The sequence below is a fragment of the Spiroplasma endosymbiont of Glossina fuscipes fuscipes genome (assembly GCF_049669535.1).
GTDB lineage: Bacteria > Bacillota_I > Bacilli_A > Mycoplasmatales > Mycoplasmataceae > Spiroplasma.
This window is the reverse complement of sequence record NZ_CP187162.1, coordinates 1,407,911-1,425,741: the sequence shown is the minus strand read 5'-3', so window position 1 is coordinate 1,425,741 and position 17,831 is coordinate 1,407,911. Positions and strand designations below refer to the sequence as shown.

Sequence of the window (17,831 nt, the reverse complement as noted above, 5' to 3'; positions counted from 1 at the left end):
GGTTAAAAAATGCTGTTATTTTGGCAAACATTAAAAAGTATGTTTAAACAAAAAGCACAGCTAACTATTTTTATAGTATTAGCTGCTCTTTTAACATTGTTAGCCACTTCATCATGAATTGTTAACACTCGGTTAACGGATGCATATTCATTTATGGGACAAGGAACTTTTAACTATGATTATTTATTAAAGTTTAATGGTAAAAAGAAAACGGGGTCTAACGTTGAAACAATTACACCCTGATTTGCTTTTAGTAATGATTATCATTTAATCACTGATGTTAATGGTGAAAAAACAACGTTACCATATGTGCATCTTGGCTTAGATGGAGCCTTAAAAGCAATAGATGATAACGATGTTGAAGTCACATTTAATTATGCATTAACAAATAAGGTTAGTAGTATTGAATTTAAAGACTTAGATTCTAAAGCACCCGTTTTTTTAAATAATGGCTTATATCGTTTTAATTATCAAAGTGAAGTTTTTCAGAAATCTTTAATTGGACAATTATATGATCAAAACGGTAATCTTTTTGACCATAATAATTTAGGTTTAATTGAAGCATTTATGAATAATTTTACACATAGTGATATTTCTCAAAATACAGTAAATTTAATTATTGATTATTTAAATCAAAAATTTATTAATCCCAAAAGTGAGGGTTCAAAAAAATTAAAACAAGCAGTTCTTAACTTTGTTAATACTGGAACGAAACAATGAAATAAGGATGTTAATTTGCAACAAGGCGATCCACTTAATATTCCAAAAAGAGAAGATATTGAACAACAATTATTTACTAACGGATTAAATGGCGATTTAAGTTTTTTAACAAAAGATACATCACAATCTTTAATTAAAATTAATCTTTATTATTCACCAACTACCAATAATAATCTTGATGTTGGATATAATAACAATGTTGGGAATGCTGTTTTTAGTGTTAATGATTTTTATAACCAAAATAATAAGAATAATCTTTTTAAAAATCAACCATATGGACCCGATGGTTTTACAAAATCTTATTATGCTTTAGCTGCAAAAGTTTCTAATTTTTCACACCAATTGCGTGAAGAATATGAATATTGAGATTTAGTTTCTAATATTAAGTATAAAATAATTAATTGACAACCATTGTTAGAGTATAATCAATTAAAAATTATTGAACAATATTCATCATTTGATCCTGCTAATCCAACTAATGATGTTTATGTTGTTATAACACCACAATTTGCACGTAGTCAAAAGTTAAAAGTTGGGGATTCAATTAAAATTGGTGAAAATTCTAATTTCTTTGTTGGAACAATTGGTGGTGATCCCGCTAACATTTATCCAACAATTTATGACACCGATATTTTTCCTGACCCAAAAACAGATGTAATTATTTATGTTTCTGAAAATATTTATCGGGGAGAAAGTATTATTGCAAATGCAGAGATTGATGAAAGTTCAACTTTGTATCTTACACATACAGGAAAAGATGAAAATACAGATGTTGCAACTTTTAAAAAATTTTTAGCAGCTGATTTTTGGAGTCTGAATGAACCAAATGATAAAAATGCCGGTTTGCAAAGCCGTGATGAAACAAAATTAGTTTATCTTCGTTATAGTTTGTTAGGGACAGCAATTAGTGTTTATCGAACAATTACCATTGTTTTATCAGCAGTTTTCTTGATTATTTTAATTTTTACCTTAGTAATTTTAATTAAAAAAATTATTAACCAGCAAAAAATTGAAAATGGAATTTTAAAAGCAAACGGTTACAGTGGTTTAACAATTGCAAATTCGTATTTGGCGCATGCAATTGTTGTTACGGGAATTGGTGTTCCTCTTGGTTGAATTATTGGTGTTGTTCTCCAATTTTCAATTATGAGTGTTTTTAATAACTATTTTGTTATTCCAACAAACTACTCGTTTTCACTAATTCCGTTTGCCATTTGTTTTGGAATAATTGGTGTGGTTAGTGCTTTATCAATTTTGACAACAGCAATTCGTCAGTTAATTATTAGTCCATTAGATTTATTAAATCCAAATAAGAATGTTAAGACTTCAAAGTTAGTTAATTCAATTAGTAATCGTTTTTCATTCAAAAAATTTACAACTAAGTTTCGATTTGTCATGATGGCAGTATCAATGAAAAAGATTGGTTGGTTCTTCTTAACATTTTTTATTGCTAGTCTTTCATTAACATTTGCAACTTTAATTCCAACCGCAATCAATAAGTTTAGTAAAGATTATTATTCTAATTTAGATTATAACAACGAATATAATTATACTAATGTTGTTGGTAACATTCCGTTTAGTCGCTATGAAATGTATGACTGAAATGGTCCAGAGTATTCTAATAGTCCAGCATATCCACTTGCAAAAAACTCTTTAGTTAGTGATTATCTGTATAATGGGAATTGACTTTCAACAGCAAATGATATTAATGCTGATAATGCGCACTTATATGCGCAACAATTAAATAATATGATTATTTTTAATTTTATGGTTGGGAAGGGAGCTAGTTTATCAATTGGGACCTTTTATGATATGTATAATCGTTATGGCCAAAATGTTGATATTGGAAATCAAATTGATACATTATTATGTTCAACAATGTCTCGTGCGTTCGGAAAACAACCAGTTCATCCAACAGATCCAAATATTGTTGATCGCTGAACTTATTGTGCTCAATATGCGACAAGTGATATTATGCCTGGAAAAATTAGGGCGATGTGATTAAAAAATGAATTAGCAAAAGAACAATTTAATTTTACTTTTGGAACTTCAACTTATAATCCTAAAAATGAGGATGTTTATACGGGATATACGGCAAAAATATTAGATTCAAGTTTTGGTCTTTCAACATATGGAATTAATGCAAATAATAAAACAATTATTTTTCCTAATCAAAAACTTAAAAAAGCATTGGATGATAGTAAAAATTTAAATGTTAAATCTGATAAGATTCCAATGATTGTTAATAAAGCTGCGCAGAGTAAATATAATTTACAAGTAAATAACATCGTTAACACCACAACCAATGTTAAACAATTACAGTACTGTGAGAATGCAAATGATTGTGTTGTTCCTATTACAGCATGATCATATGAGCTTCCAACTGGTTTTGTTGATGACAATATTAATCCGTTTACACTTGATTTAACAAAATTAACAGTTGGTAAACAAAACCGCTTTGGTTTTACCGGTAAAAATGGTACAGTGCAAGATTACTATAATATTAAAAATTTTGTGTTAAAGTTGCCAGTTAACGCCTTTAAACCAGGAGAATTTTTAAATACGACAACTTCTGTTACAACAGGGCGAACTTTACCAGGATTATTGGACCCTAACCCGGCACAAAAAGACCAGCAAGTAGTGAAACTAAGTCCGACTGGGAATTACTATATTATTCATCCATTTGATAATAAATTTGATAAGGAGATTAATGGGATTGGTGATTTAACTAGTGGTTTTCCAACTAATTGATATCGTGAAGCACTACGACAGGGCTTGTTAAAAATTGGAACTACAACTAAAAATGTTAAATATCAAATCATTGGAATTCAAAATTCCTATGATGAACCACGAGCATATGTTAATCAAGTTTTAGCTAATAACATTCTTGGCTTTGCCACAAATAGTAGTCAAATGTATGATAAAACAAATGACAATCCATTATTATGATTTAATGGCAAATTTAGTAAGTATCAAGATCAAGTTGGCCAAACAACACGCTTTAATCTTTCTTCACCAGATGGTTCCTACTCAATGATTGACTTTATGAATGATCAGTTAAGTGGCGGAGTTGGTGACACCGATTATTTAATTATTAAAGCACAAGTTATCCAAAAACTTGCTTGAATTTCAAGTATTTTATCGGTCATTTTTGTTGTAATTACAACTATTACTGCGGTTATTATTGTCTATATTATGACAGAATCTTTTGTTAATACATTTTTAAAATTTATTGCAGTAATGAAAGCATTGGGTTATTCAAACCGTGAAATTAACAGTTTAACATTAGGGATTTTTACTCCTTTTGCTTTCTTAGCATGAATGTTAGGGGTTGCTATTATGTGATTAATCTTGTGGTTGGGAGTTTATGGTTTTACTTCAATTTCCAAAATAATTATTCCGTTTGGTTTCCCATGAATAGCACTACCAATTACCTTTATTTTAATGGCAGCGATTTACTTAGTTACTTATTGGATTTCGACTTATAAAATTAATCATATGAGTATTCAAGAACAAGTTAATGCTAATGAAGTATAAATCTAAGATTTTCTTAGATTTTTTATTTTGTTATTTTTTAAGTTTTTTCTGATATTTTCCCACTTATTACAGAAAAAGCCCTTTGCCCTTGTTTTTTAAAAAATAGTTGTTATAAATATAATAAATAGTAAAAAGGGAAGAAAAACTAATGAAAAGTAAATTATTTAAAGGGTATTTAATTTTATATTTTATTTTGGTTGTTATTTATGTTGTTTACAATTCAACCGTTTTTGATGATGATTTAGCAATTGATAATCATCTTTACTATTCATCAGTTATAATGTTTCTTTTTATGTGTTGTCTTAAAACTAAGATTGAGTTTTTTACATATATTAAAAAAAGTACTGAACAATTTCAAGTTTTTTTCTTCCAATGTTTGGCGATTAGAAATCAAATAACATTAGCAATTATTTTAAATATTTTTTTATCAAGAATTTTTAAATTTCGAATTAAGTTATTATTTACTAATTTTCGCAATTCTAAGTATATTAGTCAATTTAAAAAAGGACATGCTCCACCAAGAATTAAATAATAAAAATTTAAAATTTAAGAGACAATAATTGATATTGCACCGCCAATAATTTTTTAAACTAGGTAAAAATATTTTAAAAAAGGAGAAGCAAAATGAAAAAACTATTAAGTATTTTGGGGGCAATAACATTAGTTGGAACTGTTACACCAAATGTTATTTCATGTCATAACAAAAAAGTTGTCAATAATGATGATGCTGGGACTGCTAAAAATCTTGAAGTATTAAATGAGATTCAAACTAAGGCTGGATGGGTTAAGATAAATTGGACAACAATAATGTAGAGTAAAAGATTATAATTAAGTTACAATGGAGGTGTAATTATATGGCAAAGAATCATTATACCGATGAATTTAAACAACAAATTGTTGGTCTTTATAAATCAGGCAAAACATCTGGTCAATTATCTAATGACTATCAAATTGGTAAATCCACTGTTTGAAAATGAGTGCATGAATTTAACAATTCAGGATCATTTAAAGCTAAAGACAATCGCTTTGTTGAAGAAAATGAACTTATTCAGTTGCGAAAAGAAAACAAACAATTACGAATGGAAAATGATATTTTAAAGCAAGCAACACTGATAATAGGCAAAAAATAGTAATTATAAAAAATAACAAAGAAAAGTATAAAATTACTAATTTATGTAAAACACTAAAAGTTGCTAGATCAACATTTTATTATCAATTAAAATCAAATAAACTTAGTCAAGCCCAACATATTGATAATACTATTATCAGTATTTTCTTAAAAAGTAGAAAAAACTATGGTACAAGAAAAATTAAAGTTATGTTAGCACAACAAAATATTATATTGTCACGAATAAAAATTAGTCAAATAATGCAAAAATATAATTTAATTTCAAATTATACAAAAATTAAATATAAACATCATAATAACAAAGATATCACTTACAAATATAATAATTTGTTAAATCAAGATTTTGATAATTATAAATTACATGAAGTTGTTGTCAGTGATTTAACTTATGTTTGAATTAATAATCAATGATATTATGTATGTTTATTGATTGATTTGTTTAATCGTGAAATTATTAGCTATGATGTTAGTTCTCATAAAGATGCAAAATTAGTTGAAAGTACTTTTAACAAACTTAATTTTTCTTTAGAAAATATTAAAATATTTCATACTGACCAAGGAAGTGAATTTAACAATAGTACTATTTATAAACTTTTGACTAAGAACAATGTACAAAAATCTTATAGTAAACCTGGATATCCTTATGACAATGCAGTAGCTGAATCTACTTATAAAATTTTAAAAACTGAATTAGTCAAAAATAAAAAATTTAAAAGTATTGAAGAATTTAAATTAGAATTATTTGATTATGTTAATTGATATAATAATACTCGTATTCATAGCAAATTAAATTATTTATCACCAATCCAATATAAAAATCTTTACTCTATATAAAATTTGTCCAAAAAACCCTTGCCATTCCAACTCTAATCTTGGATAACTATGTGGATTCATATCATGAATTAACAATATTATTCATGTGACTAAAATTCAAAATGTAATTAATGAATTAATTACATTTGAAATCATTGACTTTTCAATTAAGTAAATTGAAATTAAAGTATAAATTATAATTAGTAATAAAATAAATTGAAATCCATAAAGAAAAACAAAAGATAATCATTTATTAGCATCATAACTTATTCCAGAAAAAATTAAAATTAAAATTCATGAGGGAATAAAAATTATTAAATTAGATATCATTATATAACAAATTTTAGAAATTAAAATTTGATTTCTAGATAATGGTAATGTTAATCAAAAACTAATTTGTCCACCATTTACTTCTTTAATAATATTTCTATTAATTAAAACTATAGTAAAAATTGAAAAAAATACAATACTTGGACTAGCAAATAATGCTTAATTTAACATTTGCGAAATTGATATTAAGGTAGTACCAGATGTTCAAGTTCCTTCTTTTATACTTGCATCGTAATTACCAATAACTGGTACTTTAACTCCTTGAGTATGTGAAATTAAAGTTATACTAAGTAAAGATATAGTAATAATTAGTCAAAATAATCCAAAAAATAGTATTAATTTTCAATTAATTCTTAAGTGATTTTTTATAATGTTATAATTTTCATAAGAAATCTTTCCTTTCATATTTATAAAACACTCTCCTTTGCATATAATTTTATAAAATATTCTTCTAATTTATTAATATCTTTATTTTTTATTTCTAATTCCTCTATTAGTTCACCTTTTTTAATAAAACCAACTCGGTCGCAAGTTTAGTTACTTCTTCAAAAATATGTGAACAAATAACTATTGTTGTAGAATAATCATTTTTCATTTTTAAAATTAATTCATTAAATTGATTTTTCATTAATGGATCTAAACCACTTGTTGGTTCATCTAAAATTAAATTTTTTGGTTTTATCATTGTTGCTGATATTAAAGCAATTTTTTGTTTCATTCCTTTTGACATTTTTTTATTTTTGTATCTGCATCAAGATCAAAATGTGTTATTAGCTTTTCTACATAGTCTCAATCAAGATCTTTTCTAAATTTTGAAATTAATTTTAAGTATTCAATTCCTTTTAAGTTTTCATATAAACTTATTTCTCCTGCAACATATCCAGTATATTTCATAATTTCTTTACTCTTTGTTCAAGGATTTAAATCATTAATTAAAATTATGCCAGAATCTGATTTAATAAATCCCATTATTTGTCGAATTAATGTTGTTTTACCAGCTCCATTTGGTCCTAATATTCCATAAATTTCACCATTTTTAATATTAAAACTAATATTAAAATTTCCAACCTTTTGACCATAATTTTTAGTTATTTGATTTACTTTAATCATAATTGACAACTCTCCTATTAAAATTAAGCACTATTATAATTATTACTATATACCATAAAAATAAATAACATATTCATTTATTAATTATCTTTCAAATTATATTGTTCTTATCCTGTTTATAGAGTATAGGGGAGTATTTATTGAGTAAAATAATAAAATGCTATTAAATATAATTTATTATAAGATTAAATATTGATATAAGAATTTCTAAATTCAGATCATACAATAATTAATAATTTTGTTAAAATTTTATTAGGAGATGATACTAATTTATCGTTAGTAAGTACGGGAAGTTTATTCTATTATAATAAGGAGCAAGTTGCTATGAATGGAGCAAATAAATGAATAGATGGAACTTATTCAAAAGATGAATTTAATGCTATTGTTAAAGAACAAAATAAATTAATAGCAGAATGGGACAATTTGATTTAGTACGTATTAATGCCAATAAAAAGGCATTTTTTTATTGAGTTAGCCTATCCTAATTAAAAATCCAAAATGTTATAATATATATAAGCAAAAGTTAGGGTAAGTATGAGGGCATATAAATATGAATATTATTAATAAACTTGGTAGTATCAATCCATATCAATTTTTTTCTGAGATTAATGAGCAATTAATTAAAGATGGACTTATTGAAATTAAAAATCATTTATTAAAACGTGATGAGGAAATTTTTCTTAGTGATGAAACTAGAAAATTAGGTTTTAAGCCAAAAGGTTTTAAAAAAAGAAGTTTTATTACGTTACTTGGAGATATTCAAATTAGAATTAGACGCTATAAATTTTGAGATGCAAGTGTATATAATAATAAAACAAAAAATTATGGAAAATGACGATTCAAGTGTCTTTTACTAGAGGATTTAAAATTTGAAAAATATCAAAAAATTACACATGATTTAAAAGAATTAATATTAACTAATGTAGCTGATGGAAAAAGAATTAAAGACATTAATGATATGATTCCAGTTAAAAGTCTTTCATATTCTTCAATAGCTAGATTAATTGATAAATTAAATCTTAATTTAGAAAATGCAAGTAATAATTTTAGCAATAAAACATCATCAAAATATATTTATATTGTTCTAGATGATACTTTTTTATCTTTGAAAGAGAAAAATAAGAAGAAGAAATTTCGAATTCGGACAGCATTTTTTCATCAAGGTCATATGCTAGAAGATGAAAGAGTTGGAAATTCAATTTTATTAAATAAGAGAGCTTATTGCAAATTATTAAGAACTGCTACAAATATTAATACATTAGAATATAGTGAAGAACTTTTCAAAGAAATGTCAAAATATTATAATATTACACCTGAGACTCAATTTATTGTATGTGGAGATGGCGCTGATTGGATAAAAAATACTTCTCATTTTTTAAATGCAAAATATGTTTTAGATAAGTTTCATGCAATTAGAAAAATTGGAACAGTATTTAATTTAAAAAGTAAGTATGATAAATTACAGTTTAAAATTTGTAAAGGTCTTTTTAACAATGGAGAATATACAAAATTAATTACTCATTTAGAATACTTTAAAAATAAGCCTAATTTAATTACTAAACAAAATAATTTATTAAATGTAATTAAATACTTAAAAAAACGTAAAGATGGGATTATTGCATATAAACATGATTGATGTTTAAGCGTATGTGCGGAAGCATTAATATCGCATACAATATAGGCTATGGGAATAAAATATATTCGTATGATTCATTTAGGAACATTTTAACTTTACGTGTAGCAAAAATTAATGGATTAAACTTAGTTAAAGAAATGTTTAATGAACAGCTTGAAAATAAAGACATTTCATTGGAAAATATAAAATGGCTAAGTGAAATAATAATGCTAATAATTCATTATATGAGCCTAAAAAGGGAGGGATTCCTGTAATGAATTATCGTACTACTAGTATTAGTAAAGTATTAAAAGAAATAACAGCAGTAAGATAGTAGTTAAAAAACCAGTAATCTTACGGAAAAAGAATATTTTTAAAATATTCCCATTTTAGTATTCCCTTTTTTAAAGAAATGTGTTTTAATAAATGTGTAAATAAGATACTTTTAAATTAAGCGGTTTAATGATTAACTATTTTTAAAAATAGTCTAAAATTATTGTTAAACTGGTACCTAAAATAATATTCGAACCATAAGGTTTTTATTTACTGTTGACTAATTTAATAGTATAATTACATTATGGGGATGTTCTGGTTTCGACAGGAATGATCTACTAGTATCGGCAGTAGTTTGGCAGACTATAATGCTTCTAGGTTTGAAGAAACGCAAACAAAAAACAAAACGAAGACAAAGTTGAAATTCCAGCATTCATGATGAACAATCAATTTGCTGGTTCAATGTTAGCAGCTTAATTCCTCGTTGTTAGAGGATAGCTAGCCGTAATAATAGTTAATTGTAGGTTATTAACCATTATCGTATTTCAATACTTAATCTAATTGAAATTATAAATGATAATGTTAGAATTTTGAAAACAACTTATTATCTAGTTATTTAATTAGTTGTCTAGTCCTACTATTAAATAATGAAATAAAGATGATTAGACTAAACTGTAGAAGATATTAGAAAGTTATTTGTGGACGCGGGTTCAATTCCCGCCATCTCCACCATTTTTTATTTTAAGTCTTTTTTAAAACTTATTTTTAAGGTTGTAAATTTTAAAAAGTATTTAAAAGGAATGATATAATAAAAGCAATGTATATGTTTTTAAATGAGGTGAAAATAAGTGGGTAATATCTTAAATATCATTTTTGTATATTTATTCTTTATACTTATTTTTGCTCTTATTTTTGTTTTTACTTGAGGTTTAGTTCGAAATTATTTTGCACGTTTTATAATTTACTATCAAGCAGTTATTGGTGGTGTTTTTGCCATTTTAGTTATTATTGCTCAAGGTTTGATTCCGGTTTTTGTGCCACCAAAAGTAGGTGAAACAAATACAATGATTGTTATTAATATCTTTTTGCCAATAATAGTTTGTTGAATGATTGGAGTTTTTATTTCTTATCTATCAACAATTTTATATACCATTATTATTTTTACTTTCTTATTTGGAGTGTTACCACATCTACCTAATAACTATTTTTTGTCTTTAACGGGAACATCTAATATTATTATGATCTCAGTTCTTTATGGATTAAGTCTAATTATTATTTTTATTAGTTGATATTTTAAATGAACAAAATGGACGAGTTGATCATTATTGGCCTTAGCATCGTTTATTACGACATTAATTATTATTTTAACCCAATCTAGAATTATGGCTGTTTCAGCAAACTTAGTAAATGAACTATATGTTTTGGTTTGAATTACGATGAGTTATTTGGCGTATAGTATTTGTGGAATTATTGAATTAATTTATATTCATGCTTTAAAATTACAAAATATTATTGAATATGATCGTAATAGTTATGTTCGTGAAGCATTGGCCCATGATGCTATTTATAATGTTATTCATAAAAATAAAATTCGTCATGGAATTTATTTTACTTTTATGATTAATAATGTTGAAAAACTAGACCGTTTTTTAAATAGTAATATTAAAAATAAAATTATTGATTTAATTTCAAATCAAGTTTTCACTTTATGAAAGGATCAAAATGTCTTATTTTTTAAGGCAAGTTTAAATCATTTTGGGATTTTTGTGCCACTTAATCAACTTGAAAAAATTAATATTGGTAATATTTTATTACACAATAAAAGTAAGTTACGCCCAGAAGCTGATTTATTAAAAGAATTTGAAATTTTATTAAGACAGGTTAATACTAGTTTTATTTTAAAAAATTACAAAATAGTTGTTAAATTACAAGGTTATGCTTCGTTATATGGTTTACAATCAAATAATTTAGATAAGTTAAAAGAATATAATATTGCTACTGCTGATAATCGCTTAAATATTGAATATTTGAATCAAGTTATTTTTGTTGATCCGGGACATATTAAAGAGTTATCAAATCAAAAACGTAGTATTTTAGCGTTAAATGAACATACACAATTAGAAAAAATTGTTAGTTTATATTCACCAATTGTTAATGTTAATGATGATTTTAAATTAGTCTACCATTATAGTAATAATTTGGTTGATGGTGTTGATAGTGATCTAATCTTTACTAAAAATACCAGCAATTTTGGTGGTCTTGTTCATGAAACAATGTTAGTTCGTTTTAATGCGGCTTTAAATATTAAAAATTTTCGGAAGTTAGATAATTATTTAGAGCAAAAATTATTTATCATTTATCCAGCTAGTTTTATTGCTAGTGAACAATTTAACTTAAAGAAATTTGCAACAAAGTTAATTGAATTAAAAATTAAACCTTCGAATTTAATTTTAACATTTGATTTAATGGAAACTGGTTTTGATCCAGAACAGTTTAAACAAAATTTAATGGCAATTAAAAACATTGGGATTGAAGTGGCAGTTAAAAATTTTGGCGGAATTGATACTGAATTAAATAGTTTGTATTATTATGAACCTAATTATGCTATTTTTGCTCCGACAATTATTCGTGAGATGTTTATTCACTTACATTATCAAAACTTAATTAAAGAATATATTATTTTGGCAAAAAAAATTGATGTTATTTTAATTGCTCCGCAAGTTAATAGTTATTTAGGATATAGTAAATTAAAAGAGTTAAAAATTGATTATATGTTTGGTTCGTTGTTTGGTACTTATGATGAACCACAGTTTGAAGTTAGTCGTGAGATAAAATTAGCATTACTAAAGAATAAAATGAAAGGAGCACAGAATGAGATTAAGAAATAAACCTTGGGCACAGGAATATTTTGAAAGTAATCCAACTGTTGCGTTACAAAATCCAGAAAATTATCAAGGGGAATGAGTAAAAACTATCTTTAAAAATAATTATCCGTTAAATCTTGAAATTGGGACAGGGAAGGGTGATTTTATTGTTGCTTTAGCAAAAAAATATCCAGAACAGAATTTTTTAGCAATTGAGCGTTATTCTTCAATTTTAGTTTTAGCATTAAAAAAAATTGTTGCTGAAAATTTGCCAAATTTAAAAATTATTGCTTTTGATGCGGCTAAGTTATTAGATATTTTTGCACCGCAGGAAGTTAATAAAATTTATTTAAATTTTTCTGATCCATGGCCAAAGGCACGGTACGAGAAACGTCGGTTAACTAGCAAAAAATTTTTAGAATTTTACCAATTAATTTTACAATCAAACGGTGAAATTCATTTTAAAACCGATAATGATCAGTTATTTGCTTATTCATTAGAATCCTTTCAAGCAAATAACTGGAAAGTTATTGATTACACGACTGATTTATATCATAGTAAGTATCTTGAAAATAATATTCCAACTGAGTATGAACGTCGTTTTGTTCGACTTGGAAAGAATATTAACTATCTTTACGTTCGGAAATAATTAATTTAATTGCATTATTGTTTGTTCATAAGGACAAAAGAGGAATTTCTGTTGTTGCAAGACTAAAGGCATAACTAATTAATTCATTATTAAAAGTTTTTTTAATTTTAATGTTTTGATAATGATAATTTAAATATTCATTGACAAGTTTAATTTTATTAATGGGAAATTGGATAATAATTTCTTTGGTTTCTAAAAAAAGGATTAGTTCACTGTTTTTTAAATTCGTTTTAACACTATTTGCATAAGCACGGATTAATCCACCAGTTCCTAATTTAATACCCCCAAAATAGCGAATAACCAAACAAACAACATTGGTGAGATGATAATGCAATAAAATGTCTAAAATTGGTTTTCCAGCAGTATTGGTTGGTTCACCATCATCGTATTTTCGAATAATATTTTGATTTTTCCCAATAATGTAGGCATAACAATTGTGAGTTGCATTTGTTTGCTGGTTTGTTTTAATAAAGGCGAGCGCTTCTTGTTCAGAAGTAACCTTTTGAAGAAAACAAACAAAACGAGATTTTTTAATGTTTATTTCACTAACAATTATTTTGTTTTCTTTTAATTCTTGCATTTTTTCACCACTTTATTTACTACTTGTTGATAATATTATAGTAATTATATCTATTAAATTCTTAATATTATGTTGTTTTAAAAAAGTTTTTGATATAATTAACTTGCAAAAAATGGAAACTAATAATTACTAAGACAAGTAATAGGAGAAAGTTAATGTGAATAAAGTATGCGGTTGGTTGGAGAGAGTTTTTTGATAATGAAATTAAAAAACCATATTTTCAACAATTGTTAAAAAATATTAATAATGAGTATGAAAAAAATATTTGTTATCCTTTGAAAACAGATATTTTTCGGCTATTTACTTTAATTGAACCAAAAGATATTAAAGTTGTAATTATTGGTCAAGATCCATACCATGGTCCTGGGCAAGCTAATGGATTAGCTTTTAGTGTTAATAGTGGTGTTAAAAATCCACCAAGTTTAGTTAATATTTTTCATGAATTAAAAAAGGATTTAGGAGTTGACCATCATGCTAGCGGTAATTTAGATCATTGAGTTAAAGAAGGTGTTTTTTTATATAATACAATTGGTAGTGTTGTTGTTAAGACACCACTAAGTCATAAGGACATTGGTTGGACAACCTTTAGTCAAAATCTAATTATTTATTTAAATCAAATGCATGATGACATTATTTATGTTTTATGAGGTAATTATGCTAAACAATATAGTGAATATATTACTAACAAAAGTAACATTATTAAAGGGTCGCATCCATCACCTTTTAGTTATAGTTTGTTTAAGGATCAACAGTTTTTTTTAAAAATTAATAATTTACTTTTAAAAAATAAAAAAAACATAATTGAATGAAAAATGTAATGTATAATTATATTATGTAAAATATTGACTCCACAAAAGTTTTATTTTATCAACATATAGATTGCGGGGATATTATGGGTTTATTAACAACAGTTAGCGATATATCGAAAATCTTATATAGTAATAAAATGGCATATATTGCTAGTGGGGTAATAGGCGCACTTTTTGTTATTTATTGTGTTTATAATGGTTTATATTATTTAATTAATCCCAAACGTTATCATGGGATTCGTTTTACAACAAAGAATATTGCATATATTACAATGCTAGCAGCAGTATCAGCAACGGTTACAATTATTATTTCAGTAACAGTCCCAATTACTGTTTTTCCACCTGTCCGGATTGCTTTTGAAGGATTAATGGTAAAAATTAGTGGATTTATCTTTGGTCCTATTGTTGGGTTATTGTCTGGGGTAATAACCGATTTGATTGTTATGTTGTTTGTTCCTTCCTATGTTCATGTTGCTTACATTATTGTTATTGCTTCATATGGGTTTTTATCAGGATGTGCATCATCAATTAATCGTGCCGTAGGAAAACATAAATGAGTTTTATTTATGTTAACAAATATTTTTGTTGTAATTTTTGGAACTTTTGCTGGGGTAATGACTTGAAATTCACCAGTAGAAACAATTACCTTATTTGCTGGGTTAGAAGTTAGTAAGGTTGTCTTAATTTATATTATTGGTTTTGGAACAGGAGGAACAATTGTTATTATTTGAATAATAATGTTTGTTTATCGCCACTTTGATAAAACCAAAAAACGTTACTGAGATTTGGTCGCTATTATTATGCTGGCTGTTATTAATGAATATTGAGTCACCACGATAATATCTGCCTGGGGGGACATTGCCTTCTTAACAGTTTCACAAAATAAAACAAGCGGAACAGATGGTTATGGTGTGACAATGATTTCACGATTGGCAATGGCACCATTAAAAGTTTTATTTAATTCAGCGATTATTTATATTACTTATCAGGCTGTTTCGTCATTGATTCACAAAGATACTAATGCTAATTTACAATATTAAAAGATGATGAAAAAATAACTTTATTTAAGTTATTTTTTATTTATAAATATATAATGATAGTAGAAAAAAAAGAATGGAGATGAAAATAATGAAAGTAAACCCGCAAATTAAAGAATTAATTAACTTAGAATTAAAACGTCAGCAAGACCACATTGAATTAATTGCTTCGGAAAATTATGTTAGTGAAGCAGTTTTAGCTGTTACGGGTTCAATTTTAACAAATAAGTATGCTGAAGGATATCCGTTTCATCGTTATTATGGAGGATGTGAGTATATTGATCAAATTGAGCAGTTAGCAATTGATAAAGTAAAGGAACTATTTTAAGCGGAGCATGCCAATGTTCAAGCCCATTCTGGTAGTCAAGCAAATGCATCAGCTTATTTTGTGCTTTATTACAACCCCATGATACGATTTTAGCAATGGATTTAGCAGCTGGTGGGCATTTGACACATGGTCATAAAGTTAATTTTTTTGGTCGGTTATATAATTTTTGTAGTTATGGTGTTGATCCAAAAACAGAAATGTTAGATTATAATGTAATTGAAAAAATTGCGCTAGAAGTTAAACCAAAATTAATTGTTGTCGGAGCAAGTGCTTATTCGGGTGAAATTGATTTTAAAAAGTTTCGTGCTATTGCCGATAAAGTTGGGGCTTTATTAATGGTTGATATGGCCCATATTGCTGGATTAGTTGCGGCTGGTTTACACCAGTCACCAATTCCATATGCGGATGTTGTTACTTCAACAACACATAAAACATTACGCGGACCACGGGGTGGTTTAATTTTATCAAAACAAAAATGAGCAAAAAAATTGATAGTGCTGTTTTTTCTGGCAATCAAGGGGGACCATTAGAACATGTAATTGCAGCAAAAGCACAGTGTTTTTTAGAAGCATTAGAACCAGCATTTAATAAATATCAAGCTGAAATTATAAATAATGCAAAAACCTTAGCAACAACTTTAAAAGAGAAAAATCTTCGTTTAGTTGTTGATGGGACGGATAACCATTTATTGATGGTTGATGTCAAAAGTAGTTTGGGAATATCAGGGCAACAAGCAGAGGAGATTCTACAAAAAATTGGTATTATTTGTAATAAAAATATGATTCCTTTTGACCAAGAAACACCCGTTGTTACAAGTGGAATTCGATTAGGAACAGCAGCAATGACAACCCGTGGTTTTGGTAGCAAACAATTCCAACAAATTGGGGAAATAATTTATCATGTGTTAAAAGAACCAACTGATGAAAATATTGCAAAATATCAAAAAGAGGTAAATACCCTTCTACATGATTTTCCAATTTATTCAAACTGACATTTAGCAGAATAATTAATTTGGAAATATCGATTTAAATTGTTGCTTATCGCGCTCTTTTTAGTTATAATATTACTGCTTTATACATTGGACCCTGGTACGGAATAATGTTAGGAGGCAGTGGCATGAGACAAACTACTATCTTGAATTCAGCAAAAGTTGAAAAGAAATGATATGTTATTGATGCTCAGGATCTAGTTTTAGGACGTTTAGCAAGTAAAGTCGCAATGATCTTAAGAGGAAAAAATAAACCAGCGTATACGCCACATGTTGATTGTGGTGATAATGTTATTATTCTTAATGCTGATAAAGTTAATTTTTCAGGAAACAAATTAAAGGGTAAAATTTATTATCATCATTCACAACATCCAGGCGGGTTAAAACGAACAACAGCAAAAGATATGCTAGTTAAAAAACCAATTTATCCAGTTGAACACGCAATTAAAGGAATGTTACCAAAAAATAAATTAGGAAGTAAATTATTTCGTAATTTATTTGTTTATGCTGGTAATGAACATCCACACGAGGCACAACAACCAATTAAGTTAGAATTAACTAATAAATAAAAGGAGCAAGTATGGCAAAAAAACAAGAAGTTATTTATCGTGGGACAGGAAGAAGAAAATCTTCTGTTGCCCAAGTTGTATTGACTCCTGGTAAAGGAAATGTCGTTGTAAATGGGAAACCAGCATTAGAATTTTTCCCATATGCAACATTAGTGCAGGATTTGGAACAACCTTTAGAAATTACTGGTGTAAAATCAGAATTTGATATTCGTGTTAAAGTATCTGGTGGTGGTTTTACTGGGCAAGCGGGAGCAACAAGATTAGGAATCGCAAGAGCACTAATTGAAGCTTCACAAGATTATAAAATCTTATTAAGACATGTGGGGATGCTAACTCGTGATGCTCGTATTAAAGAACGTAAAAAATACGGGTTACATGGAGCAAGAAGAGCACCACAATATTCAAAAAGATAGATATTTTTATCAAGAGAATATTGCAAAAATATTCTCTTTTTTATTTTTATTGTTTTTGGTGGCTTTG

17 protein-coding genes, 1 other RNA gene and 1 pseudogene are annotated in these 17,831 nt (G+C 26.7%); 15 read left to right on the top strand and 4 right to left on the bottom strand.

Features of this window, described 5'->3' with window-relative positions:
- Nucleotides 1-9: 9 nt before the first annotated feature.
- The 5 genes from ACOBWH_RS08540 to ACOBWH_RS08520 all read left to right on the top strand — a co-directional run bounded on the left by ACOBWH_RS08540 (nt 10) and on the right by ACOBWH_RS08520 (nt 6,220).
- On the top strand, nt 10-4,257 hold the full coding sequence (locus ACOBWH_RS08540; protein ID WP_424526478.1) for an ABC transporter permease: 4,248 nt from the start codon (nt 10-12) through the stop codon (nt 4,255-4,257).
- A 148-nt stretch (nt 4,258-4,405) separates the two neighbouring features.
- The gene (locus ACOBWH_RS08535; protein ID WP_424526477.1) at nt 4,406-4,789 is read left to right on the top strand and encodes a hypothetical protein; all 384 of its coding nucleotides are present in this window, start codon (nt 4,406-4,408) and stop codon (nt 4,787-4,789) included.
- 92 nt (nt 4,790-4,881) lie between these two features.
- On the top strand, nt 4,882-5,070 hold the full coding sequence (locus tag ACOBWH_RS08530) for a lipoprotein (RefSeq protein WP_424526476.1): 189 nt from the start codon (nt 4,882-4,884) through the stop codon (nt 5,068-5,070).
- Between the two features lie 41 nt (nt 5,071-5,111).
- Complete coding sequence (locus ACOBWH_RS08525) at nt 5,112-5,387, top strand: transposase (protein WP_424526475.1); 276 nt, start codon at nt 5,112-5,114, stop codon at nt 5,385-5,387.
- Entirely contained in the window at nt 5,330-6,220 is an 891-nt protein-coding gene (locus ACOBWH_RS08520) for an IS3 family transposase (RefSeq protein ID WP_424527461.1), read from the top strand. The genes ACOBWH_RS08525 and ACOBWH_RS08520 overlap by 58 nt, the downstream gene beginning before the upstream one ends.
- Nucleotides 6,221-6,688: 468 nt before the next feature.
- Here the strand turns inward: ACOBWH_RS08520 and ACOBWH_RS08515 are convergent, their stop codons facing one another.
- The 3 genes from ACOBWH_RS08515 to ACOBWH_RS08505 all read right to left on the bottom strand — a co-directional run bounded on the left by ACOBWH_RS08515 (nt 6,689) and on the right by ACOBWH_RS08505 (nt 7,639).
- Nucleotides 6,689-6,934 carry a hypothetical protein gene (locus ACOBWH_RS08515; RefSeq protein ID WP_424526474.1) on the bottom strand — a complete coding sequence of 82 codons (246 nt, stop codon included), beginning with the start codon at nt 6,932-6,934 and terminating at the stop codon, nt 6,689-6,691.
- Between the two features lie 88 nt (nt 6,935-7,022).
- Complete coding sequence (locus tag ACOBWH_RS08510) at nt 7,023-7,247, bottom strand: hypothetical protein (protein ID WP_424526473.1); 225 nt, start codon at nt 7,245-7,247, stop codon at nt 7,023-7,025.
- A complete protein-coding gene (locus ACOBWH_RS08505; RefSeq protein WP_424526472.1) occupies nt 7,226-7,639 on the bottom strand; it encodes an ATP-binding cassette domain-containing protein in 414 nt (137 codons plus the stop codon). Before ACOBWH_RS08505 ends, ACOBWH_RS08510 begins: the two co-directional genes overlap by 22 nt.
- 550 nt (nt 7,640-8,189) lie before the next feature.
- Here ACOBWH_RS08505 and ACOBWH_RS08500 point away from each other — a divergent pair.
- From ACOBWH_RS08500 to trmB, 5 genes are all read left to right on the top strand, one after another.
- A complete protein-coding gene (locus tag ACOBWH_RS08500; RefSeq protein WP_424526471.1) occupies nt 8,190-9,320 on the top strand; it encodes an Mbov_0401 family ICE element transposase-like protein in 1,131 nt (376 codons plus the stop codon).
- 142 nt (nt 9,321-9,462) lie between these two features.
- Nucleotides 9,463-9,588 carry a hypothetical protein gene (locus tag ACOBWH_RS08495; protein WP_424526470.1) on the top strand — a complete coding sequence of 42 codons (126 nt, stop codon included), beginning with the start codon at nt 9,463-9,465 and terminating at the stop codon, nt 9,586-9,588.
- Nucleotides 9,589-9,833: 245 nt separating this feature from the next.
- Nucleotides 9,834-10,259, top strand: a transfer-messenger RNA (tmRNA) gene (ssrA, locus tag ACOBWH_RS08490).
- Nucleotides 10,260-10,375: 116 nt separating this feature from the next.
- Nucleotides 10,376-12,415 (top strand): EAL domain-containing protein, encoded by a 2,040-nt coding sequence (locus ACOBWH_RS08485; protein WP_424526469.1) that lies wholly within the window; start codon nt 10,376-10,378, stop codon nt 12,413-12,415.
- A complete protein-coding gene (gene trmB / locus ACOBWH_RS08480; protein WP_424526468.1) occupies nt 12,399-13,040 on the top strand; it encodes a tRNA (guanosine(46)-N7)-methyltransferase TrmB in 642 nt (213 codons plus the stop codon). The genes ACOBWH_RS08485 and trmB overlap by 17 nt, the downstream gene beginning before the upstream one ends.
- Here the strand turns inward: trmB and ACOBWH_RS08475 are convergent.
- Nucleotides 13,015-13,620: an IMPACT family protein gene (locus ACOBWH_RS08475; protein WP_424526467.1), complete on the bottom strand. Its 606-nt coding sequence runs from the start codon at nt 13,618-13,620 to the stop codon at nt 13,015-13,017. The genes trmB and ACOBWH_RS08475 overlap by 26 nt on opposite strands.
- Nucleotides 13,621-13,775: 155 nt before the next feature.
- On the opposite strand from ACOBWH_RS08475, the gene ACOBWH_RS08470 reads away from it, so the two are divergent.
- From ACOBWH_RS08470 to rpsI, 5 genes and pseudogenes are all read left to right on the top strand, one after another.
- Nucleotides 13,776-14,438, top strand: a complete 663-nt coding sequence (locus ACOBWH_RS08470; RefSeq protein WP_424526466.1) for a uracil-DNA glycosylase — start codon at nt 13,776-13,778, stop codon at nt 14,436-14,438.
- A 74-nt stretch (nt 14,439-14,512) separates the two neighbouring features.
- Nucleotides 14,513-15,469, top strand: a complete 957-nt coding sequence (locus ACOBWH_RS08465; RefSeq protein WP_424526465.1) for a hypothetical protein — start codon at nt 14,513-14,515, stop codon at nt 15,467-15,469.
- A gap of 79 nt (nt 15,470-15,548) precedes the next feature.
- Nucleotides 15,549-16,800: pseudogene (glyA, locus tag ACOBWH_RS08460) on the top strand (serine hydroxymethyltransferase).
- Nucleotides 16,801-16,910: 110 nt separating this feature from the next.
- Nucleotides 16,911-17,351, top strand: coding sequence for a 50S ribosomal protein L13 (gene rplM, locus ACOBWH_RS08455; RefSeq protein ID WP_070407194.1), 441 nt, complete (start codon nt 16,911-16,913; stop codon nt 17,349-17,351).
- An 11-nt stretch (nt 17,352-17,362) separates the two neighbouring features.
- Nucleotides 17,363-17,764 (top strand): 30S ribosomal protein S9, encoded by a 402-nt coding sequence (gene rpsI, locus ACOBWH_RS08450; protein WP_424526464.1) that lies wholly within the window; start codon nt 17,363-17,365, stop codon nt 17,762-17,764.
- Nucleotides 17,765-17,831 lie beyond the last annotated feature (67 nt).